This is a genomic window from Buttiauxella warmboldiae, assembly GCF_003818135.1.
In the GTDB taxonomy this organism is placed as follows: Bacteria; Pseudomonadota; Gammaproteobacteria; order Enterobacterales; family Enterobacteriaceae; genus Buttiauxella; species Buttiauxella warmboldiae.
This window is the reverse complement of sequence record NZ_RPOH01000085.1, coordinates 17,690-39,229: the sequence shown is the minus strand read 5'-3', so window position 1 is coordinate 39,229 and position 21,540 is coordinate 17,690. Positions and strand designations below refer to the sequence as shown.

The window sequence follows — 21,540 nt, the reverse complement described above, 5'->3', positions numbered from 1 at the left end:
CACATGGTGGGGCGCTGCAAGTCTGCAATCACATTCGCCACGGTAAACGTTTTGCCGGAGCCGGTCACCCCCAGTAAAGTCTGGTGGGCAAGCCCGTCCTCCAGCCCCTCTTCAAGACGGCGAATGGCCTCTGGCTGGTCGCCAGAAGGTTTGAAGGCTGAATGTAGTTTGAACGCTTTACTCATGAAGAGGCTACCTGATGAAGAAACGAGCGGGCCGGAGGATAATTTTACCCGGCACAGGAAATTTTGCCAGCAAAAGATACTGGATGAAAAACCAGTTCCCATAGCCTGATGAGAAATCCTATGTTTTTCGCCAAACGAACAGCGACCATCAATAAAAAAACAAGGAAAATCAATTTATTGATTTTCGACCGCGCGCCATAAACTCCTCACAAAGAAGAAAAAACCACCTTTTTCCTTCTTTCTCAGCAACCTACTTCCGGCTTACGGATTCATGATACCGGCTGGCCATATCCTCTACCTTGCCAGTAAATGACTCGACTATCAGCTGTTGCAACCGCTCAAAACGGTTATCCCCAGATTTTTTTAACTTTTAACATTTGTCAAGCGGCGTCATAAAAGCGTAAGCATCATCTGTGGCACTTTTATTGCAAGGATTGATTTTATCCAACCCTTTAATTTTAAACGGTTATTTAAGAAAGTCTGGTTTCGCGTCAATTCATGTGCAACCCGCGCCCGCTCTAGCTTACCGCAAGTTTTCTAACTCTAATACACACGGTTATCCACAGGAATAGTGGATAACTGCTCTCAGCCCTTTTGCGGCGCAGACCGCAAAAAACCCTGTATTCCCTGTGCCGGAGCTGAAAAATATTTTTCATGATTTTTTTTCCCCTTTTTTACCGCCCTGGTTACTGCCATTTCTTATGATCCTGCTCACGAATCGCACACTTTAAGCCAGGGGGTCGGTATTGCACCAAACAGAGCTGCGGCCAGGCACCGACAAAGTGCAGCCTGTTGCCTGGGCCGTGGAGCACAGCGGGTTTATTCAGCTTTTTTCATAAGGCTTTTCTTAAAGTGAGCGTCTTCAGGAGAGCCTGCAGGTTAATGGCAAGGGAATTGCAAAGCTTATCCTTCAGGCCCGGGTTACGCAGGTAGCTGGGTTGTTCACCTCATCAGAAGGAGAAGAGCGATGTTGAGTCTGCGGGCGGTTAATCAGTTTTATGGCACAAGCCATATTCTGTGGGATCTGGATCTTGAGCTGACGCCAGGTGAGTGCACCTGCATCATCGGTGCGCCGGGGATGGGGAAAACCACGCTGGTTAACTGCATTACCGGTTACTTACCCGTGCAAAGCGGCAGCATCACCTGGCTTGAAGCGGGGCAGCCGCCACGGGATTTGCTTACGCAACCGATTGAAGGACGGACGGCGCTGGGAATCAGCTATGTGGCGCAGGACAGACGAATGTTTTGCCAGCTGAGCGTTGAAGCTAACCTGCAAATTGCGCGATTAGCGACGCAAGCATCGTCACGCAGCATTCCGGGTATGGTGTATGAGCTTTTCCCTGAGCTTTATAGCCTGCGCCATGTGCGCGGCGCAGAGCTGTCAGGGGAGCTGCAACAGCAGCTGCTTTTGGCCCGCGCGCTGATGACGGAGCCGAAGCTGCTGATTCTGGATGAGCCCACTTTGGGCAGCGGCCAGCGCTTTATTAGCGAGTTGGGCAACACCATTCGCCGGATGAGTCGTGACTTTGGCCTGACGATCCTGCTGGTAGAGCAAAGGTTATCTTTTATTCGCCGCGTGGCGGATCGCTTCTGCGTGCTTCACCGCGGCCGTAACGTGGCCCAGGGAAATGTTGCGCTACTCGATGACAAGCTGCTCTCCAGTTGGATAGATCCATGATGGTGTGTCGCACAACGGCAAGAACAATTCATCCGTTTCTGCCGTCATAACGGCCCGAGCTGCTGCTGAATTTTTGTATCGAGACCGGCCAGTTCCCGTTGCAAATTACACTGCCGTGCCACAGCGGATAATTCCAATAGCGGTAAAGGCACTTTTGATACCCCTGCTTCGCGCATCCAACGCAACACTGGCTCCAGATGCCAAATCGCCGTTTTACCATCGTGTACCGGCTGCGGGAATGCTTCCCGGCCGACCATGACTTTGCGCATATACTGCCGTGAAAAACCCAGCAATTCGGCAATGTCCGTTAACCCAACCAAATCAGGCATCACCTCAACTAGCGCAGCGCCCGGAATAATTCGCTTTACGTCGTTAATCGCTGAAACCACCGCCTCTGCTGCACCCTGCGCTTCACGAATAAAATTCAGCGCAATACGCCCGGTTACCCCCACGCCGACCAGTGCATCGTCGCAGCCTTGCGCTCCCAGAGTTTCAACCCACCGCATGGGATTGTGGTTTTTTTCTGGCAATGTAAAAACCAGGGTAAAAGTAAATTCGGACATCTTCTGCTCCTTGAAACTTAATGTCTGATGGCTGGCGGCATGCTGGGTTAACTATTTCTGTTGGCTACAGTTATCGACCACACGTCGAATTTGCCTGGCATGATTGCAGGCACTGCGCGGGGTAGCCCAGATGCAGCTAATACAAAACTCACCGCACCGACAGGCTTTATCATTCCACGGGCAATACATTTTTCCCCAGCAGTGCGAACCGCCTGGGCGAACGGACCAGCCCTGACATTCGGCATAGCTTAACGCTGCTTCAATATCCTTATTAGGGTGCATTCGCCGCTTCATAAAACCTCCGCTGGATACTCTCAAAAAAGTTGTCACATGACAACACAGATTGAAAGATAATCTACCCCTGGCGAAATATTGTTCAAGAATAAGTTCAGGCGGATATTGATTTCAGCAAGAGCGCCCGAAAGATTTATCGGGCGTTGCAGAGATGTGCTGTGGATTTGCAGGCTATGCCGAAAGAAGAGAGATATCCAGATGCGCAGCTAAAACGGTTCGATCGTCAAGATGAGGGTAAAAAGGGATCTCACCCAGCAGAGGCGCGTTTAAAACATCGCGCAGCGTGGCGATATATTCTGCATGCCGTTTGCCGGTGGGCTGCACGTCGTTGGCAATCCAGCCGGCCAGACAAAGCCCCGCGCTCTGCACAGCCCGCGCCGTTAACATCGCGTGGTTGATGCAGCCAAGTTTTACCCCTACGACCAGGATCACCGGCAGCTGCTCTGCCACCACCCAGTCAGCAAACGTTGTGGTGGCGGAAAGCGGGGTAAACCAGCCGCCCGCCCCTTCAACCTGTAGCCAGTCGGCCTGCAAAGCCAGCGCGGCAAGGCCCGCCGAAAACTGCGAGAACTCAAGCGGGCGCTGCTCTGCCGCACTCACGATATGTGGCGATGTCGGTTCCAGAAAAGCAAACGGATTAACCTGCTGGTAGCTGAGTTTGACGCTGCTGTTGCGCTGTAGCGCCAGCGCATCGCTATTGCGAATCCCCTGCTCCGTCATCACGCTACCCGAGGCCACCGGCTTGTAGCCTGCGGTGCGGTAGCCCGCATTTGTTGCGGCCTGTAGCAAAGCACAGCTGGCCACCGTTTTACCCACTTCGGTATCGGTTCCGGTCACAAACCATTTTTTAATCACGTTCAATCACTCCACAAACGAGCTGCCAGCTAAGGGGAAATTGCCCCTCTTCCTGCGGCCAGGCGAGACTTAATTTTTGCAGCTGCTGGCGCGTCATTAGCGATGTTTTGCGCCCCTCGTGAAGATGCGTCGCGCCAATGCCTTTTAGCGACTGCATCGCACTCACCACGCTTGGGTAGCTCTGCCTGATCTGATGGGTCTGCAGTGAGAAACGCCAGCCTTCGCACGCTTGCTCAATCTGCTCAAAGGTTAAAAACCGGTTGACATGCAGACGTTGATCCACCGCCTGCCACGCGGTATGCAGTTCGCAAAGCGACGCTGCCGCAAGCGTGGTAAAGGCAACGCAGCCCCCGGGGCGCGTAACACGATACAGCTCGCTTAAACCACGGCGTAATTCACCGCACCACTGCACGGCGAGGTTGCTCCAGGCAAGATCGACCTGCTGGTCGGCCAGGTTTATCGCTTCGATATCCCCTTCAAGGTAGCTATCGGCCGAGTGCTGCAGCGCCGCCTGGCGCAGCATCCCCGGAGAAAGATCCAGCGCCATAACATGGCAGCCTTTTTCACGCCAGCGGCGGCTGTACCAGCCGGTGCCGCATCCGGCATCCAGCACCGTGGCGATTTCCCGCTCTGCAAGCCTCTTTTCCAGCAGGCGACCGCTTGCGCGCTGCAGGTCGGCATGGCTGTCGTAGGTGGCTGCCGCGCGACCAAATGCGGCAGCCACCGCCGCTTTATTAACGCGTTGCGTCATACAGCGCCTCCAGAAGCCTGTCGATGTCCTCAGGGGTATGGCTTGCGGTTAACGTCACGCGTAGCCTGGCCGTGCCGGGCGGCACCGTAGGCGGGCGAATTGCCGCCAGCCAGAATCCGCGCTCGCGTAACGTTGCAGCCAGATGCACCGCCTGCTGATTTTCACCGACAATTAACGGCTGGATAGCGGTCTGCGAGGCCATCAAGCGCAGCGGTAACTGTGCAGCCCCCGCACGAAAACGGGCAATATTGGCCTGCAATGTTGCCCGTCTGGCATCATCACGGCGAATAACCTCCAGCGCCGCCGATAGCGCACAGGCCTGCGCGGGTGGCATAGCGGTGCTGTAAATCAAATGGCGGGCGAATTGCAGCAAATAATCAGCCATGGATTCACTGCACAACACGGCGGCACCGCTTACGCCAAAAGCTTTGCCGAACGTCACCACCAGCAGGTCGGGTTTCACCTGCTGCTGATAGCAGCTGCCGCGCCCCTCTTCACCTATCACGCCAATGCCGTGGGCATCGTCAACCATCAGCAGCCCCCGCGCATCACGAGTGGCCTGCGCAATCTCTGCCAGAGGGGCGGCGTCGCCATCCATGCTGAACACACCTTCGGTGATCGCCAGTTGCAGGCCCTCCGTCGGCTGTGCCAGCAGCGTTTTCAGCGCTGCAACATCGTTATGCGCAAAACGCCGCAGCTGCGCCGGGCTGTGCATCGCCGCTTCCAGCAGCGAAGCGTGGCTAAGCTTATCGGCGATAATCCTGTCTGATTTTTCCGCCAGCGCGGCAAGCAATGCCTGGTTGGCGGCAAAGCCTGAGATAAACAGCAGCGCGCGCGGGTAGCCCAGCCAGTCGGCCAGCTGCTGTTCAAAGCGCTGATGCGCCTCGTGATAGCCGGTGACATGCCCGGAACCGCCGCTGCCAACGCCGTAACTTTCTGCTCCCTGCTGCCAGGCGCTAACGACGCAGGCGTGCTGGCCGATCCCCAGATAGTCGTTACTGGAAAAATTCAGATAGCGGGTCGCGTTTTGCACCAGGTAGCGCCCGCCCCCCTGCAGGTTGACCTGCCGGGTGCGAAAACTGTCGTTAGCGCGCCGCTGCGCGAGCGCGTTATCAATGCGTTGCTGCCAGCTCATACTGCCGCCGCGTTGTAGTAATTCTCCGTATCCGCTGAGAGCAATTGGTCGGTCAGCTGCTGTTGCTGTTCGTTATCGCCCGCATGCGTGGTGGTTTGCTGCGGGTTAAGCCCCAGCTTGCGGAACAACTGCAGATCTTTGTCCTCTTCCGGGTTCGGGGTGGTGAGCAGTTTGCAGCCGTAGAAAATCGAGTTTGCGCCCGCCATAAAACACATGGCCTGAGTTTGCTCGCTCATCTGCTCGCGCCCGGCAGAAAGCCGCACGAAAGAGGTCGGCATCATGATGCGCGCCACGGCAATGGTGCGGATAAAATCAAAGGCATCAACATCTTCGTTATCCGCCATCGGCGTGCCTTTCACTTTGACCAGCATGTTAATCGGCACGCTTTCCGGCGGCGTCGGTAAATTGGCCAATTGCAGCAGCAGGCCAGCGCGGTCAGTAACCGTTTCCCCGAGGCCAACAATACCGCCGGAGCAAACTTTAATCCCGGCATCGCGCACTTTGTCCAGCGTGTCGAGGCGCTCCTGATAGCTTCGAGTGGTGATAATATTGCCGTAGAATTCCGGCGAGGTATCGAGGTTGTGGTTGTAGTAATCAAGCCCTGCCGCCGCAAGCCGCTGGGCCTGGGCGTCGGTTAACGTGCCGAGCGTCATGCAGGTTTCCAGCCCCATCTCCCGCACGCCCTGCACCATTTGCTCAAGGTATGGCATATCGCGATCGTTAGGGTTTTTCCACGCCGCCCCCATGCAGAAACGGGTTGAGCCGGCCTCACGTGCTTTACGCGCCGAGTCGAGAACCTGCTCCACTTCCATCAGCCGTTCGGAGGCAAGCCCGGTTTTGTAACGCGCGCTTTGCGGGCAATATTTACAGTCTTCCGGACAGGCGCCGGTTTTAATCGACAGCAGGGTGCTGACCTGCACATGGCGCGGATCGAAGTACTGGCGATGCACCGTTTGTGCTTCAAACAGCAGTTCGAGAAGAGGTTTCTCAAATAAAGCAGTGACCTGCGACAAAGTCCAGCGTGCGTGGTGAGCCATGGGGCATCTCCAAAAGGGTGTTGTTAGCCGTTGATTGGGGTTATACTCGTAAACCTAAATCTTTTTTAATTGGTTTACAAGTCGCCCTATGACCCCTGCTGATTTAGCGTTCGACCAACGACACATCTGGCATCCTTATACTTCCATGACCCGGCCGCTGCCGGTTTATCCGGTGGTGGCCGCCTCGGGCTGCGAACTACAGCTTGCTGAGGGTAAAACTCTGGTTGATGGCATGTCCTCCTGGTGGGCGGCGATTCATGGCTACAATCACCCGCGCCTGAATCAGGCGATGAAAGATCAAATTGACCAGATGTCGCACGTTATGTTTGGCGGCATCACGCACCCGTCAGCCGTGGCGCTGTGCCGCAAGCTGGTCGCTATGACGCCGGAAAAGCTTGAATGTGTCTTCCTTGCCGACTCCGGCTCTGTTGCCGTGGAAGTGGCGATGAAAATGGCATTGCAGTACTGGCACGCCAAAGGAACGCCACGCCAGCGCTTCCTCACTTTCCGTCACGGCTATCACGGCGACACCTTTGGCGCGATGTCGGTCTGCGACCCGGATAATTCGATGCATAGCCTGTGGCAGGGGTATCTGCCTGAGCATCTGTTTGCTCCCGCGCCGAATTGCCGTTTCGACGACGAATGGGATGAAATGGATATCGTGCCGTTTGCACGTTTAATGGCCGCCCATCGCCATGAAATTGCCGCCGTGATCCTCGAGCCGATCGTTCAGGGCGCAGGTGGTATGCGCTTCTATCACCCGGAATGGCTTAAGCGCATTCGCCGCATGTGTGACCGCGAAGGGATCTTGCTGATTGCCGATGAGATTGCCACCGGTTTTGGCCGCACCGGAAAACTCTTTGCCTGCGAACATGCAGGGATCGCAGCGGATATTCTCTGCCTTGGCAAAGCGTTGACCGGCGGGACCATGACGCTTTCCGCCACGCTGACCACGCGTCCGGTTGCAGAAACCATTAGCGGCGGCGAGGCTGGGTGCTTTATGCATGGCCCAACGTTTATGGGCAATCCGCTGGCCTGCGCCGTTGCCACCGAGAGCCTCGCCTTACTTGAAGAAGGCCACTGGCAACGGCAGGTTCAGGCGCTGGAACAGCAGCTGCAGGCCGGGCTGAAACCTTTGCTGGCGTGCGAACAGGTGGCGGATGTTCGGGTGCTGGGAGCCATTGGCGTGGTGGAAACCCATCACCCGGTAGAGATGGCGGCGCTGCAGGCCTTTTTTGTTGCGCAAGGCGTGTGGATTCGTCCTTTTGGACGATTAATTTACCTGATGCCGCCGTACGTTATTAGCCATCAACAGCTGGCAAAACTCATCAAAGCCGTGGCAGAGGCCGTGGAAAATCCGGCGTTTTTCAAGCGCTGAGCACCAGCAGGCCGCTCAAGTTTGCACTACACTTCGAGGATCTTTTCACGCGCCCGACAGGGAGATTTCGATGAAGATCCTCATGGTTTTAACCTCGCACCACCAGCTGGGCAATACCGGCAAACCCACCGGCTTTTGGCTTGAGGAGTTTGCCGCCCCTTATTATGTTTTCCATGACGCCGGGCAGGAGATCACGCTCGCCTCGCCCGCCGGCGGGCAGCCGCCGCTTGATCCGAAAAGTGACGAGCCGGATGCACAAACTGCTGACACCCGCCGCTTTCGCAATGACCCCACCGCGCAAAAACTGTTAGCCAATACCGAACCGCTTGCGGGCATTCGCGCCGAAGATTATGACGCGGTATTTTATCCCGGCGGCCACGGCCCGCTGTGGGATCTGGCGGAAGATAGCTATTCCATCAGCCTGCTTGAGCAGTTCTGGGCGGCGGGTAAACCAGTGGCGGCGGTGTGCCATGCTCCCGGCGTATTACGCAAAGTGAAAAAACCTGACGACTCACCGCTGGTGAAAGGCAAACGGGTCACGGGCTTCACCAATAGCGAAGAAGAGGCGGTGGGCTTAACGGCGGTGGTGCCGTTCCTGGTGGAGGATGAGTTGAAAAAAGCCGGAGGCCTGTTTGAACGCGCTGAAGACTGGGGGGAATTTGCGGTGGTTGACGGGCATTTAGTCACCGGGCAAAACCCGGCCTCTTCGACGGTTGCTGCCGAAGAGCTGCTGAAATTACTGAAACTGTAATGAAAAGGAGCGGCAATGAAACTGATAAGCAAGGATATTAACGAGGGCGACAAGCTGCCCCAGCGCCATGTCTTTAACGGCATGGGCTATGAAGGCGACAATATTTCTCCGCATCTGGCCTGGGACGAGGTGCCTGCGGGAACCAAAAGCTTTGTCGTCACCTGTTATGATCCCGACGCCCCAACCGGTTCCGGCTGGTGGCACTGGGTTGTGGCAAATCTGCCTGCGGATACGCGCGTATTGCCCCAGGGCGCAGGTTCAGGTTTAGCGGCCTTGCCAGAACCCGCGGTTCAGACGCGTACCGATTTTGGCAGCGCGGGCTACGGCGGCGCTGCGCCACCAAAAGGTGAAACCCATCGCTATATTTTTAGCGTGCACGCCATCGACGTGGAGCAGCTTGAGGTTGATGAAAACGCATCGGGTGCCATGGTGGGCTTTAACGTCCATTTTCACTCGTTAGGAAGCGCCTCTATCACCGCGATGTTCAATTAATCCTTTTTTATGAAGCCGATTTGCACAATCGGCTTCCCGTTTCGCTCAACATAGTATAAAAAAGCAGGCTTTCCGTTCCCCTTTTAAAATTGCATTGCAAGGAGCAAGCCTTGAACACATTTTCGCTTTCTCGTCGGGCAGCCGCGCTCGCTTTTGCTGTGGCTTTGTCTGCCTGTAGCTCAACGCCTCCGGAAGAGCGCCCTTCGATACAGGTGGCGCCAGGGACTCAATCACGCCCGATTTTATCGGCCGATGAAGCGCAAAACTTCGTTCAGGCGCGCTACTTCTCAGCCAAAAATAAAGATGAAGCACCATGGGCACCGTCGGCTATCCGCACGCCGCAGCAGCCTGATTTTGTCGTGGGCACCGCCGGTGGTGAAGGCGTCACGCATACCTCGATTCAGGCAGCCGTTGATGCAGCGCTGATAAAACACAGCAACGCCCGCCAGTACATCGCCATTCAGCCGGGCGAGTATGTCGGTACCGTTTATATTCCAGCCGGTTCCGGCAGCGTGACGTTATACGGCACTACTGCTAACGCCAGCGATGTAAAAATCACCCTGTCGCTGGATTCAGAAATTGATGTGAATAGCTGGCGTCGTGCGGTCAACCCAGCAGGCAAATATATGCCGGGTAAACCAGCCTGGTATATGTTTGACAGCTGCCAGAGCAAGCGTAACGCCACCGTTGGCATCATGTGTTCTGCCACCGTCTGGTCACAGAACAACGGCCTGCAGCTACAAAACCTGACTATCGCCAACACCCTGGGCGACAGCGTGGATGCCGGTAACCATCAGGCAGTGGCGCTGCGCAGCGACGGCGACAAAGTGCAGTTGCACAATGTTCACCTGCTGGGCCGTCAGAACACCTTCTTTGTCACCAACAGCGATGTGCAAAACCGTCTGTTAACTGACCGCCAGCCGCGTACCCTGGTGACCAATAGCTACATTGAAGGCGATGTGGATGTGGTTGCAGGCCGTGGCGCGGTGGTGTTCGATAACACCGATTTCCGCCTGGTCAACAGCCGTACCGCGGAAGGCACGGTGTTTGCACCTGCTACGCTGCCAAACATCTATTACGGTTTCCTCGCGATCAACAGCCGCTTTACCGCCGCTGGCGATAACGTTGCACAGCTGGGCCGCGCCTGGGATGTGGAAGCGGGTGAAAACGGTTATGCCGCAGGCCAGACTTCTAACGGCCAGGTGGTGATCCGTGACAGCCTGATCAACGAAGGCTTCAATCGCGCGCAGCCATGGGGCGATGCCGCGGGCTCTAAACGTCCATTTGCTGGCAACATCGGAACTCAAGGCGAGAAAAACGAAATTCAGCGCGATCTGAATGACGCTAACGCAAACCGCCTGTGGGAATTCAACAACCGTGGCCCCGGTAGCCTGGTGGTTAGCGAATAAGCTTTCCCTATCTGTAAATGTAAAAAAACCTCGCGATTGCGAGGTTTTTTTACATTAAGGCCATCAATTAGTGGGCGTTAACCACCACCCACATCGGCCCTTGCCCCACGGCATAACGGCCTTTTTCTTCCAGCAAGCCTTGCTCACCGGTAATTTGATAAACCGCGATATGGTGCGATTTCTGGCCTGCGGCAATCAGATATTTACCGCTGTGGTCAAGGTTAAAGCCGCGCGGCTGCGTTTCGGTTGCCTGATAGCCTTCCACCGCCAGCACGCTGCCATCTTCTGCGACGCTAAATACCGTGATGATACTGGCGGTACGGTCACAGGTGTAAAGATGGCGACCATCAGGAGTGATGTGGATGTCTGCCCCCCAGCGGGTATCTGAGAAGCCCGGCGGCATCATATCCAGCGTCTGTACGCATTCAATTTTGCCCCTGGCATTTTTCAGCTCCCATACGTCCACAGAGCCATTCAGTTCATTGACGCAGTAAGCGTATTGTTGATTCGGATGGAACGCCATATGACGCGGGCCAGCCCCTTCAACGGTGGTCACTTCTGCCGGAGTCTGCGCGAGGAGTTTACCGTCGTCAGAGAGCGTGTACTGGCAAATGCGATCTTGCTTGAGCGCCGGCACCCATAGCGTGCGGTTGTCCGGGGAGATATTCGCCGAGTGGCAACCTTCCAGCCCTTCCACCACATCCAGCACTTCACCTGGCAGGCCGTCATTAGCGAGACTCACTACGCATACGCTGCCTGAATTATAAGAAGCGCTAAACAGGAAGCGCCCCTGGCGATCGGTAGAAATGTGCGTAGGGCTGCCGGGAATGGCCGCCACGCCCGCTTCGGTAAGCGTGCCGTCATCCGCTGTAATGCGATAAGCAATTACGCGGAACTCAGGGCGCACGCCAACATACAGATAACGTTTATCCGGGCTAATCACCATCGGCTGCACCTGGCCTGGCACATCGACGACCTGCACCAGGGTCAGTTCACCGCCTGGATTAAGCTGCCAGACGTGAATTTGCTGGCTTTCGGGGCTGGCGGTATAGACTGTTTGCTTCATGAAATCTCTCTCCTCCCAACGTCTTGAGTAATAGTCACAAGAGTAGCGCCTTTTGCCGCACCGCGTAGTCATTTTGCACAACGCCGCAGCCGGTGTAACATCGGCACCAGCCTTATGATCCTGAATTTGACTGGAACCCTAAATGACTTATCGCGTAATCGCCCTCGATCTCGACGGCACCCTACTCACGCCGCAAAAAACCATTCTTCCTGAATCACTGGCCGCTTTACAGCGCGCGCGTGAGCTGGGGGTGAAAGTGGTCATCGTCACCGGCCGTCATCACGTTGCCATCCATCCTTTTTATCAGGCACTGGCGCTGGATACACCTGCAATTTGCTGTAATGGCACTTATTTGTATGATTACCATGCAAAAAAGGTTCTGGCGTCCGATCCGTTACGGCCTGAACAGGCCAGCCAGCTGATCGAATTGCTCGCTATCCACAACGTGCACGGGCTGATGTATGTCGATGACGCCATGCTGTATCAGGAAACCACAGGCCACGTGTTACGTGCTGAAAACTGGGCTAAGTCACTGCCGGAATCGCAGCGTCCGGTATTCCATCATGTCCATTCCCTGCGTGAGGCGGTACATCAGGTGGAGTCAATCTGGAAATTTGCGCTGACGGATCAAGACACCGTGAAGCTGCAAAATTTCACGCGGGTGGTTGAGCAAGAGCTTGGGCTGGCCTGCGAATGGTCGTGGCACGATCAGGTCGATGTGGCGCAAAGCGGCAACAGCAAAGGCAATCGTCTGGCGCAGTGGGTGGAATCACAGGGGTTATCCATGAGCCAGGTGATGGCGTTCGGCGATAACTTTAACGATTTAAGCATGCTGGAAAGCGCCGGGCTTGGCGTCGCGATGGGTAATGCCGATGAGGCGATTAAAGCGCGTGCCGATTTGGTGATTGGCACCAATCTGGAAACGGGTATCGCTGCGACGCTGTATCAGCATCTGCTGTAGCGGATAAACGGCGGGTACACAGTCACCCGCTCACCACTCACGCCGTTATCGACACGCTTTTAATTTGCGCGTACAGCCACTGGCCCGGTTTAATCATTAACTCATCCCGTGCCCAAGGGCTAATCCGCGCCCACAAGGTTCTGCCCCCCACTTCCAGCTGCACTTCAACCTGGCCTTCATGGTCATAACATTGTGCGACTTTGGCGCGTAATACATTACGAATACTGCTGTTTACCGGCGGCTGGAGGATCAGGGAAACATCCGTCGCCTGAATGCGGATGCGTAGCGAGGTCTGTAATGGTTTATCCAGTTTATTCACCCACAGATGCTGATCGCCAAGGGCAAGAGCGGTCATCGCATAATGGGGATGATGTTCCAGCAGCGTCACTTTTAGCACGCTGCTTTGCTGCTCTTTCGGCAGCCACGGGTGCATTACGCTGCTGCCCCACACCTCTTCGAGATTGCCAAAGGCTTTCACTTCGCCGCCATCAAGCACCAGCACCTTATCGGCTAAATGAAGGATCTCTTCGAGCGAGTGGCTGACATACAGCATCGGGATATTAATTTCTCGCGCCAGACGCTGCAGATACGGCAGCAGCTCGCGTTTGCGTGGGATATCCAGCGACGCCAGCGGTTCATCCAGCAGCAGCAGATCTGGTGAGGTTAGCAAGGCGCGGCCAATCGCCACGCGCTGTTTTTCCCCGCCGGAGAGACTCCAGGGGAACCTTTCCAACAGCGGCTCGATGCCCAGCAGCTCAACGAGCTTGTCGAACTGGCCGCCAGCCCGTCCCGGCATGCCATATTTCAGATTGCCGCGCACGCGGTAGTGCGGGAACAGGCGTGCATCCTGAAATACATAGCCAATACGGCGCTTTTCAGGTGCCAGAAAGCGTTTATTTTCGGCATCGCTCAGCACGCGATCGTTAAGAACGATTCGCCCTTGCTGTGGCTGAGTCAGGCCGCTTATCGCATTAATCAGCGATGTTTTTCCCGCCCCAGAAACGCCAAATACCGCCGTAATGCCCTGCCCCGGTAAGGTTTCATTAATCGCCAGGCGGTGGCTACCCAGCGTCTGAATAAAGTTCAGCTCCAGCATCAGAGTGCCCCTGTCCGTTTCCGGCTCTGGCGCGCCAGCCACTCCGCCACCAGTAATGAAGCCAGCGCCAGCACAATGGAAATCACGCATAAACGCGCCGCGGCGCTTTCGCCGCCGGGAGTCTGAATCAGGGTATACATCGCGGAAGGCAGGGTGCGGGTCTCGCCAGGAATGTTGGCAACAAAGGTTATCGTTGCGCCAAATTCGCCGAGCGAGCGGGCAAAGGCCAGCACCGTTCCGGCGATAATTCCCGGTAAAGTTAGCGGCAAAGTGATGGTGCAGAACACGCGCCAGCGCCCGGCACCCAGGGTGCGAGCGGCCTGTTCAAGTTTGATATCCACGCCTTCGAGTGCCAGACGAATGGCTCGCACCATCAGCGGGAACGACATTATCGCCGCCGCCAGCACCGCACCGCGCCAGCTAAAGGCAAAGGTGATGCCGAAAACATCGTAAAACCAGGCGCCGATAACGCCGCGTCGCCCCATGACAATCAGCAGCAGGTAACCCACCACCACCGGCGGCAGCACTAACGGCAGGTGAATAATACTATCGAGCAAAGCCTTGCCCGGGAACCGGCATCGCACCAGCAGCCAGGCAAAGAAGATGCCAAAAGGGAGACTAAACAGCACCGCAAGGGTCGAGACTTTCAGGCTCAGCGCTACCGCCTGCCATTCGGGATCGGTCAATATCATTATCGAGTTGTAAATCCGTAACGTTGGAAGATAGCTGCGGCTTCCGGCCCCTGTAGCCAGCGGTAAAAGGCGCTAACCGTTGGGTTATCGCGGCCTTTCACTATCGCAAGCGGGTAGGCCACTTTTTGGTGCGAGCCTTCAGGGAAGGTGCCCACAACCTTCACGCCTTTGCTTGCCACCGCATCAGAACCGTAAACAATACCTAGCGGCGCTTCACCGCGTTCAACCAGCGCCAGCGCGCCACGCACATCTTCTGCCGGCGCTAATTTTGGCGCGAGCCGATCCCAGGCACCCAATTTTTGCAGCGCTTCTTTAGCATAAATGCCAGCCGGAACGTGGTCCGGGTCGCCAACCGCCAGACGGCCGTCTTTGAGCAAGGAAGCCCAGTTAGTTTTTGCATCAATCTTCACCTCGCCAGCTGCGCTGGCTGCCGGTGCCACCACCACCAGGCTATTGCCGAGCAGGGTTTTACGGGAGTCGGCCTTCATCGCGTCTTTACTGACCGCGTAATCCATCCATTTCTGGTCGGCAGAAATGAACAGATCGGCAGGGGCACCGGCTTCAATCTGGCGCGCAAGCGTCGAGGAGGATGCGAAGGAAGAGGCGATGTGAACCGCGGTGCCTTTCTTATATTGCGTGGCGATATCCTGCAGCGCATTGGTTAACGATGCCGCAGCAAAAACGGTGATTTTGCTGTTATCGGCAAATGCCTGCCCGCTCATAGTGATGCTCAATGTCGCGCCTAATACCAGAGCGACCCACTGCTTAGCCATGTGTGACTCCACTGAATTTCGTTATGTACTGAGTAATATAACGATGCAGGCAAAGAAATTACAGAACTTATCGGTGCAATCGACGGGAAGCCGATCTGCCTGTCAGGCATAAGCCACTATAGCTAAAGCAAAAATAGCGTTGCAAGCCCCGGGAAAACAAAAAACCAGCCGTTTAAGAGTGGTTTTGTGGTTCATCTTCCCGGCGTGATTAATTCCCGGTTCGGGCCACCGCATCACGCGAAGCATGCTCACGCTCGTGCCCGGTCAGCTCGCTCAGCTGGCCATGACGCATTTCCAGAAGGCGATCGGCATGAATAAAGTAGTGATCGTCATGGCTAATGGCGAAGATGGTTTTGCCCATTTGCTGCATTAACGGCAGCAGGGTCTGGTAGAACTCGCGGCGGAAATGTGGGTCCTGGTCAGCCGCCCATTCGTCGAGCAGGATAATGTCGCGCTCTTCCGCCAGCGCCAGCAACAGCGCCACGCGCTTACGCTGCCCTTTCGACAGTTTCAGATTGAGGATGGTGCCGTTTTCCAGCTCCAGCTTATGGCTCATTTTCAGGCGTTCAAGCCAGCCCGCCACCAGCTCAGGATTCGCCTGCTCCCCTTGCGGGCCAAGCAGGCGGTCAAACAGCCAGACGTCGGTAAATACCGCAGAAAACAGCTTGCGATAATCGTCCTGATTACCGGCATCAATTTTTTTACCGTCCAGATAAATCGCACCCGATACCGGCTGGTAAAGCCCGGTCAGCAGCATCGCCATGGTGGATTTACCGCTGCCGTTTCCGCCGATCAGAAAGAGCAGCTCGCCACGCTCAATCTTCAGATTCAGCGGCCCCACGGAGAAAGCGTTGTCTGCGTACTGGAACACCACGTCGCGCATTTCGAGCGTTTGCCAGCCAACCGGCTCTTTGCTGCGCGGGAAGGCCGCTTCGTACGGCGCCAGCTGGAATTGATTGAGCTTGTTGAAGGCGACCTGCGCCGTCAGCAGCGTCGGTAATGCCCCCACCGCAGACAGCATCGGGGTACGTAAGAAAAGCAGCGTCAGGGAGAAGGTGGCCGCCACGTTGGTATCCGACCAGCCGAGGCTGTTCGCCATCCAGAACACCAGGCCTATCACGCCCAGCATCATAATGTTCGACCAGTTCACCGCGCTCAGGTGGTAGGTATCAGCGCGAATAATATGGCTACGGTAATCGTTGGCATGAGGAATATAGGTGTCTTCATAGACGCGTTCCGCACGCTCGCGGTTTAACGCCAGCTCTTTGCGCCCTTCAATCACGGTCTGATAATCGTTATAAAGCTGGTCTTCAATTTCACGCAGTTGCGCCAGGTGTTTATAAACCCGCGCGACCAGTACATAGCCGCCATAGATGGTCACTGCGACCCAAATCGCCGTGACACCGAGCATTTTTGGCGACAGCCACGCCAGATAAGCCGCTGAACCGAAGGTCAGAATAATGCCCTGAACCAGCTCCGGCAGGCGCACAAAGGCAATGGTAATGTTGCGCACATCGCTGGTTAAACCGGCCAGCAGGGCCGCATTGCCAAGCTGTTCAACGCGTTCAACATGGGTATCCATCAGGCGTTTAATAAATTCGCTGCGCAGACGGAAAACGAAATGGTGGCCGAGCGTGGTCAGTGCCAGTTGCGAACCCAGGGTCACCGCCATTAAGAGCAGTAACAGGCCGAGAAATTCAGGCAATACCGCCAGAGAAATATCAGGCGTTTCAATCAGGCGCTGATTAATAAAGGCGATTAAGCCGATACCCAGCGCCGCACTGAGCAGGCTAAGAGCCATAACCCACAAAAAAGGCCAGCGATACTGCCGGTAAACCACACGCAAAAGTTCCATCACTCACTACCCGTCAAACGAAAACAGCGAGCAGTGTAAACGCCAGACCTATAACAGCAAGAATAATTCTTATTAATATTCGCTTTAACGAGTGCAGCGAAAGGTCAGATTGAAGCGAAACTCGTCAGTCGCGGGATGGCGACCTGCTTTAAGCGGCAAAATACCATGATAAAAAAGCCGCGATGGCCCGCCCCACACCACTACGTCACCGTGTTCGAGCATCACTCTGGTCAGCGGGTCGCTGCGCTTTAGCCCACCAAACTGAAACACCGCGGGCAAACCAAGAGACACCGAGACAATCGGCTGTTGCAGATTGCGTTCGTCTTTATCCTGATGCAGCGAGAGCTTTGCCCCCGGCGCATAACGGTTAATCAGGCAAGCATCAGGGACAAAATCGGCATATCCCGCAGCCTTTGAGGCCGCATCCGATAGCTGGCGAAAAACAGCCGGCATTGCTGGCCACGGCTGTTGGGTCTGCGGGTCGATTGGCGAATATAAATAACCGTGTTTATCGGTTGTCCAGCCCGCTTCACCGCAGTTAGTCATCGCCACCGACATGGTGTAACCGCCGGGAGTGACCATCTGGCGAAACGGTGATTGTTCCGCCAGGCGGAAGATTTGCGCAATCAGGCTTTGCGCGTCGGCGCAGGCAAAACGACGCAGAATAACCGCCCCCTCTGCCAGCGGCTCCTGCCACGGCGCTTCATCGGCAAATAAATCGAGCATTATTCCTCCTGCTGCCGGGCCTCAATCTCAAGAAGCTGGCGCTTGCGCTCAATACCCCAACGGTAGCCGGAAAGCGCGCCATCGTGACGCACCACGCGGTGACAGGGAATAATCACCGCCAGTTTATTCGCGGCACAGGCTCCCGCCACGGCACGCACCGCCTGCGGTTTGCCGATACGCCCGGCAATATCACGATAGCTGGCGGTTTGCCCGGCGGGGATATCACGCAGCGCCTGCCAGACCTGCTGTTGAAAGGCGGTCCCCTGAATATCGAGCGGCAGGGCCAAATGCTGCCCTGGATGCTCAAGCACGCTCACCACCTGCACCACCTGCCGGGTGAAAAGTTGGTCTCCGGCCATTAAAGAGGAGTGCGGGAAGAGAGCTCCCAGCCGATCAATCAGCTCTTGCGCATGGCTACCTAATAGTATGGCGCAAATACCACGCTCGCTCTGCGCGACCAGAAACTCGCCCAGCTGGCAACAACCGACCACAAACTGAATCACGGCACGCTTCCCACCCTGCCGATACTGTTTTGCCGTCATCCCCAGAATGCCATCGGCCTGCTGATAATAAGCGCTGCCCGATTGATAACCGGCATCAAAAAGCGCCTGCGTCACTGTTTCACCTTGCGCGAGCTGCTCGCGCAGCCGTTGTGCCCGCAGCGCTTTTTGCCAGGCGTGGGGCGTTAACCCGGTGACTTGTTTAAACAGGCGATGAAAATGGAACGGGCTCATTGCCACCTGCGCCGCAAGCTCGGCAAGCACCACGGGCCTATCGCTGGCCTCGAGAATGCGGCAGGCCCGGGTGATGCGTTCAATGCGTTGCTGCGCCAGCGGCGGCTTCTCCGGCTGGCAGCGCTTGCACGGGCGAAACCCCGCCTCTATAGCGGCGGTAACATTATCAAAGAACAGCACGTTTTCGCGTAAGGGGTGGCGTGCGCGGCAGGAAGGTCGGCAGCAGATGCCGGTCGTTTTCACCGCAAAGACAAATTGCCCATCAGCGCGGATATCGCGGGTTTCCACGGCCTGCCAGCGGCTTTCATCGCTGGCCTTGTCAAAAAGTTGTTTCATGACTGGCTCCTGTTTTTGCTGTCATGGTATGACTTTGACAGCATAGGTGTGCTGAGAAACCCGCAATCTTGCTTTCTAATTTTACTCGCTGAGTAAGAAGGTTTTAAACTGCGGTGACATCCACGTAGTAAAACTCTCGCCCTCTTTGGCGATCAAATAGACTGCCAGCCCCTCTTTTTCTGCGACCTGTTTCGCTTTTTCCGTACCGAGCACCATCAGGCCGGTGTCCCATCCATCAGCTTCCATGGCGGTCGGGGAAATCACGGTTGCCGAAACGAGTTTGTGCTGAATTGGCTGGCCGGTTTTGGGATCAATCACGTGCGACAGGCGCTTGCCATCGAGTTCGTAATAATTGCGATAGCTTCCGGAGGTACTGATTCCGTGGCCATTGAGATCGACCACCGCCTGTACCGCGTTTTCACGGTCGGTAGGTTTCTGGATAGCGACTCGCCAGGCTTTGCCATCAGCGTTAGTGCCACGCGTTACCACGGCGCCACCGACGGAAACCAGGTAACGGCTAATACCGTTTTGTTCCATTAAACGCGCCAGATGATCGGCCGCGTAACCTTCGCCCATCGTCGAAAGATCCACATACAAGCCAGGCAAATCTTTTTGCAGGAACTGATCCCCTGCCTGGTTAATCACCGTCAGATGATGCAAACCGGTTAGCGCTCTGGCGGCGTCAATTTGTGCCTGATCCGGCGTTTTGACGGGTTGTTTATCCGGGCCAAATCCCCACAGATTCACCAGCGGCCCGACGGTGATATCCATCGCGCCATCGGTTTTCGCCCCAATGCGCAGCGCCATGGTGACAATATCGCTCATCGCATCAGCGACCGGATAAGGTTCGGTCGAAGTTGACTGGTTAAAACGCGAAAGCGCCGAATCTTTTTTGTAGGTCGACAGCAGGCGGTCATCGCCATCAAGCTGCGCCTGAATTTTTTCACGCAGCTCAGCTTCGCGGGCCTTGTCAACTCCGGCGAGGCTTGCGCGCCAGTATGTGCCCATGGTTTTACCTTCCAGCACCATGCCGGAATGGCCTTTGGCCGTTGGGTTATCGCAGCCCGCTAAAGCGCCCAAAACTATGGCAAACAGGCCATAGCGTAGTAATCGTAAGTCCATTGTTTCTCTCTCCTGTTGGAGCGCAAAATGGTACACCAACTGGCAAAAAATTGGCTTAAAAGTGAAGATTGTTGAGGGTTCAGACGTAAAAAAGCGCCCGGAGGCGCCTGTTACAACTCACACTGCTTATGCAGGAATTAGAACTGGTAAACCAGACCCACGCCTACGACGTCGTCAGTACCGACGCCTGCGGCACGAGTGAAGTCGTTTTCATCCAGCAGGTTGATTTTGTAATCAACGTAGGTGGACATGTTTTTGTTGAAGTAGTAAGTCGCGCCAACATCAACATATTTAACCAGATCCTGGTCGCCATAGCCTTCGATGTCTTTACCTTTAGACTGCAGGTAAGCCACGGAAGGACGCAGACCAAAGTCGAACTGGTACTGTGCCACCACTTCAAAGTTCTGTGCTTTATTTGCAAAGCCCAGGTCACCCGCGCGAGTGGCGTTGTAAGTCTGGGTGTACTGAGTAGCCAGATAGATGTTGTTAGCGTCATATTTCAGACCGCCGGTGTAAGTTTCAGCGCGATCGCCTTCGCCTACAGCCATGTTGTTCTGGTCAGTAGTACGCTTGGAGCTGGAAATCGCTGAACCGATACCGAAGCCTTCGCCCAGATCGTAAGTCAGGGAGCCGCCGACGCCGTCACCGTTCTGTTTCAGAGCGCCACGGCCGTTTTGAGTGGAACCTTCGCCAGAAACGCTGCCGTTTTTACCCTGATACTGAACGGCAAAGTTCAGGCCATCAACCAGACCAAAGAAGTCGGTGTTACGGTAAGTTGCCAGACCGTTAGCACGCTGCTGCATGAAGTTATCAGAACCGTAAGTATCGCCGCCGAACTCTGGCAGCACGTCGGTCCAGGAGGTAACGTCGTAAACCACGCCATAGTTACGGCCGTAATCGAATGAGCCAAAGTCAGTCACGCGAATACCTGCGAAGCCAAGACGAGTCCACGCCTGATCGCTGCTATCTTCGGTATTGTTAGCCTGAACGTTGTATTCCCACTGGCCGTAACCGGTCAGCTGGTCATTCACCTGGGTTTCGCCTTTAAAGCCGAGACGGATGTAAGACTGATCGCCGTCTGCACCTTTATCATCGGAGAAGTAATGCAAACCATCGACTTTACCGTACAGATCTAATTTGTTGCCGTCTTTGTTATAAATTTCGGCCGCATGAGCGGTGCCTGCTACCAGCAATGCTGGAACCAGGAGGGACAGTACTTTAACTTTCATGTTATTAACCCTCTGTTATATGCCTTTTTATATACCACTGCTTACTGATTAATTTACTAATCAGTCGGCTAAATCATTGTCCAAAACAAATACGGATTAATCCAATCCGAATATGATACTAAAACCACGGAGATGTTTCATTTATCCACTGAGATGTTTCAAAATGTAATTTCAAGGGAACTTTTTTCCGCACAAAAAGACAATAATATAAGCACAAATCGTCAAAATAAATATACTCTCAATTAAAATCAATAGGTTACAAAAATAAATAGCGGTAGCACTGAATGATAAAACACAACTCTTAGCTTTCTATAAAATAACCCTCGCTATCATCATTAAGTTATTTATTACCGTCATTCAGGTTTGAATGTCTGTTTATCCCTAATTTCCACCGGATGCTTGCATCCGGTTTTTTTTACCTT

21 protein-coding genes are annotated in these 21,540 nt (G+C 55.1%); 6 read left to right on the top strand and 15 right to left on the bottom strand.

Going from position 1 to position 21,540, the window contains the following annotated elements:
• On the bottom strand, positions 1–185 hold a 185-nt coding region (locus EHN07_RS17765; protein ID WP_167467334.1), incomplete at its 3' end, for a DEAD/DEAH box helicase family protein.
• A gap of 967 nt (positions 186–1,152) precedes the next feature.
• On the opposite strand from EHN07_RS17765, the gene EHN07_RS17760 reads away from it, so the two are divergent.
• Entirely contained in the window at positions 1,153–1,863 is a 711-nt protein-coding gene (locus EHN07_RS17760) for an ABC transporter ATP-binding protein (RefSeq protein ID WP_124025363.1), read from the top strand.
• Between the two features lie 44 nt (positions 1,864–1,907).
• On the opposite strand, the gene EHN07_RS17755 is transcribed toward EHN07_RS17760, so the two are convergent.
• The 5 genes from EHN07_RS17755 to bioB form a co-directional block, all read right to left on the bottom strand.
• Complete coding sequence (locus EHN07_RS17755) at positions 1,908–2,426, bottom strand: helix-turn-helix transcriptional regulator (protein WP_124025362.1); 519 nt, start codon at positions 2,424–2,426, stop codon at positions 1,908–1,910.
• Positions 2,427–2,891: 465 nt separating this feature from the next.
• The gene (gene bioD, locus EHN07_RS17745; protein WP_124025360.1) at positions 2,892–3,575 is read right to left on the bottom strand and encodes a dethiobiotin synthase; all 684 of its coding nucleotides are present in this window, start codon (positions 3,573–3,575) and stop codon (positions 2,892–2,894) included.
• Positions 3,568–4,326, bottom strand: a complete 759-nt coding sequence (gene bioC / locus EHN07_RS17740) for a malonyl-ACP O-methyltransferase BioC (protein ID WP_124025359.1) — start codon at positions 4,324–4,326, stop codon at positions 3,568–3,570. The genes bioD and bioC overlap by 8 nt, the downstream gene beginning before the upstream one ends.
• Entirely contained in the window at positions 4,310–5,461 is a 1,152-nt protein-coding gene (gene bioF, locus EHN07_RS17735; protein ID WP_124025358.1) for an 8-amino-7-oxononanoate synthase, read from the bottom strand. The genes bioC and bioF overlap by 17 nt, the downstream gene beginning before the upstream one ends.
• Positions 5,458–6,498 carry a biotin synthase BioB gene (gene bioB, locus EHN07_RS17730; protein ID WP_124025357.1) on the bottom strand — a complete coding sequence of 347 codons (1,041 nt, stop codon included), beginning with the start codon at positions 6,496–6,498 and terminating at the stop codon, positions 5,458–5,460. The genes bioF and bioB overlap by 4 nt, the downstream gene beginning before the upstream one ends.
• Positions 6,499–6,586: 88 nt before the next feature.
• Between bioB and bioA the strand changes: the two genes are divergently transcribed.
• The 4 genes from bioA to EHN07_RS17710 all read left to right on the top strand — a co-directional run bounded on the left by bioA (position 6,587) and on the right by EHN07_RS17710 (position 10,528).
• The gene (bioA, locus tag EHN07_RS17725) at positions 6,587–7,876 is read left to right on the top strand and encodes an adenosylmethionine--8-amino-7-oxononanoate transaminase (RefSeq protein WP_124025356.1); all 1,290 of its coding nucleotides are present in this window, start codon (positions 6,587–6,589) and stop codon (positions 7,874–7,876) included.
• A 70-nt stretch (positions 7,877–7,946) separates the two neighbouring features.
• Entirely contained in the window at positions 7,947–8,627 is a 681-nt protein-coding gene (locus tag EHN07_RS17720) for a type 1 glutamine amidotransferase domain-containing protein (protein WP_124025355.1), read from the top strand.
• Between the two features lie 15 nt (positions 8,628–8,642).
• Entirely contained in the window at positions 8,643–9,119 is a 477-nt protein-coding gene (locus EHN07_RS17715) for a kinase inhibitor (protein WP_124025354.1), read from the top strand.
• A gap of 110 nt (positions 9,120–9,229) precedes the next feature.
• Entirely contained in the window at positions 9,230–10,528 is a 1,299-nt protein-coding gene (locus tag EHN07_RS17710) for a putative acyl-CoA thioester hydrolase (RefSeq protein WP_124025353.1), read from the top strand.
• Between the two features lie 67 nt (positions 10,529–10,595).
• Here EHN07_RS17710 and pgl read toward each other — a convergent pair whose 3' ends face one another.
• A complete protein-coding gene (pgl, locus tag EHN07_RS17705) occupies positions 10,596–11,594 on the bottom strand; it encodes a 6-phosphogluconolactonase (protein ID WP_124025352.1) in 999 nt (332 codons plus the stop codon).
• 142 nt (positions 11,595–11,736) lie between these two features.
• Here pgl and EHN07_RS17700 point away from each other — a divergent pair, with 142 nt between their 5' ends.
• On the top strand, positions 11,737–12,555 hold the full coding sequence (locus EHN07_RS17700; protein WP_124025351.1) for a pyridoxal phosphatase: 819 nt from the start codon (positions 11,737–11,739) through the stop codon (positions 12,553–12,555).
• A gap of 37 nt (positions 12,556–12,592) precedes the next feature.
• Here the strand turns inward: EHN07_RS17700 and modC are convergent, their stop codons facing one another.
• The 8 genes from modC to EHN07_RS17660 form a co-directional block, all read right to left on the bottom strand.
• Positions 12,593–13,651, bottom strand: coding sequence for a molybdenum ABC transporter ATP-binding protein ModC (gene modC, locus EHN07_RS17695; RefSeq protein ID WP_124025350.1), 1,059 nt, complete (start codon positions 13,649–13,651; stop codon positions 12,593–12,595).
• Entirely contained in the window at positions 13,651–14,343 is a 693-nt protein-coding gene (gene modB / locus EHN07_RS17690) for a molybdate ABC transporter permease subunit (protein ID WP_124025349.1), read from the bottom strand. The genes modC and modB overlap by 1 nt, the downstream gene beginning before the upstream one ends.
• Positions 14,343–15,116 (bottom strand): molybdate ABC transporter substrate-binding protein, encoded by a 774-nt coding sequence (modA, locus tag EHN07_RS17685; RefSeq protein WP_124025348.1) that lies wholly within the window; start codon positions 15,114–15,116, stop codon positions 14,343–14,345. Before modA ends, modB begins: the two co-directional genes overlap by 1 nt.
• Positions 15,117–15,324: 208 nt before the next feature.
• On the bottom strand, positions 15,325–16,971 hold the full coding sequence (locus tag EHN07_RS17680; RefSeq protein WP_124025347.1) for a multidrug ABC transporter permease/ATP-binding protein: 1,647 nt from the start codon (positions 16,969–16,971) through the stop codon (positions 15,325–15,327).
• Positions 16,972–17,055: 84 nt separating this feature from the next.
• Positions 17,056–17,697 carry a DNA oxidative demethylase AlkB gene (gene alkB / locus EHN07_RS17675; protein WP_124025346.1) on the bottom strand — a complete coding sequence of 214 codons (642 nt, stop codon included), beginning with the start codon at positions 17,695–17,697 and terminating at the stop codon, positions 17,056–17,058.
• Complete coding sequence (gene ada / locus EHN07_RS17670) at positions 17,697–18,767, bottom strand: bifunctional DNA-binding transcriptional regulator/O6-methylguanine-DNA methyltransferase Ada (protein WP_124025345.1); 1,071 nt, start codon at positions 18,765–18,767, stop codon at positions 17,697–17,699. Before ada ends, alkB begins: the two co-directional genes overlap by 1 nt.
• An 81-nt stretch (positions 18,768–18,848) precedes the next feature.
• The gene (apbE, locus tag EHN07_RS17665) at positions 18,849–19,889 is read right to left on the bottom strand and encodes an FAD:protein FMN transferase ApbE (RefSeq protein ID WP_124025344.1); all 1,041 of its coding nucleotides are present in this window, start codon (positions 19,887–19,889) and stop codon (positions 18,849–18,851) included.
• Between the two features lie 137 nt (positions 19,890–20,026).
• On the bottom strand, positions 20,027–21,118 hold the full coding sequence (locus tag EHN07_RS17660; RefSeq protein ID WP_124025343.1) for a porin OmpC: 1,092 nt from the start codon (positions 21,116–21,118) through the stop codon (positions 20,027–20,029).
• Between the last annotated feature and the right edge of the window lie 422 nt (positions 21,119–21,540).

Coding starts and splice junctions, on each gene's coding strand:
- alkB (WP_124025346.1), bottom strand. CDS start 17,697: ATGCTCGATTTATTTGCCGATGAAGCGCCGTGGCAGGAGCCGCTGGCA.
- apbE (WP_124025344.1), bottom strand. CDS start 19,889: ATGGACTTACGATTACTACGCTATGGCCTGTTTGCCATAGTTTTGGGC.
- modC (WP_124025350.1), bottom strand. CDS start 13,651: ATGCTGGAGCTGAACTTTATTCAGACGCTGGGTAGCCACCGCCTGGCG.
- modA (WP_124025348.1), bottom strand. CDS start 15,116: ATGGCTAAGCAGTGGGTCGCTCTGGTATTAGGCGCGACATTGAGCATC.
- EHN07_RS17700 (WP_124025351.1), top strand. CDS start 11,737: ATGACTTATCGCGTAATCGCCCTCGATCTCGACGGCACCCTACTCACG.
- bioA (WP_124025356.1), top strand. CDS start 6,587: ATGACCCCTGCTGATTTAGCGTTCGACCAACGACACATCTGGCATCCT.
- pgl (WP_124025352.1), bottom strand. CDS start 11,594: ATGAAGCAAACAGTCTATACCGCCAGCCCCGAAAGCCAGCAAATTCAC.
- bioF (WP_124025358.1), bottom strand. CDS start 5,461: ATGAGCTGGCAGCAACGCATTGATAACGCGCTCGCGCAGCGGCGCGCT.
- EHN07_RS17760 (WP_124025363.1), top strand. CDS start 1,153: ATGTTGAGTCTGCGGGCGGTTAATCAGTTTTATGGCACAAGCCATATT.
- modB (WP_124025349.1), bottom strand. CDS start 14,343: ATGATATTGACCGATCCCGAATGGCAGGCGGTAGCGCTGAGCCTGAAA.
- EHN07_RS17660 (WP_124025343.1), bottom strand. CDS start 21,118: ATGAAAGTTAAAGTACTGTCCCTCCTGGTTCCAGCATTGCTGGTAGCA.
- EHN07_RS17755 (WP_124025362.1), bottom strand. CDS start 2,426: ATGTCCGAATTTACTTTTACCCTGGTTTTTACATTGCCAGAAAAAAAC.
- EHN07_RS17715 (WP_124025354.1), top strand. CDS start 8,643: ATGAAACTGATAAGCAAGGATATTAACGAGGGCGACAAGCTGCCCCAG.
- EHN07_RS17720 (WP_124025355.1), top strand. CDS start 7,947: ATGAAGATCCTCATGGTTTTAACCTCGCACCACCAGCTGGGCAATACC.
- bioC (WP_124025359.1), bottom strand. CDS start 4,326: ATGACGCAACGCGTTAATAAAGCGGCGGTGGCTGCCGCATTTGGTCGC.
- EHN07_RS17680 (WP_124025347.1), bottom strand. CDS start 16,971: ATGGAACTTTTGCGTGTGGTTTACCGGCAGTATCGCTGGCCTTTTTTG.
- ada (WP_124025345.1), bottom strand. CDS start 18,767: ATGAAACAACTTTTTGACAAGGCCAGCGATGAAAGCCGCTGGCAGGCC.
- bioB (WP_124025357.1), bottom strand. CDS start 6,498: ATGGCTCACCACGCACGCTGGACTTTGTCGCAGGTCACTGCTTTATTT.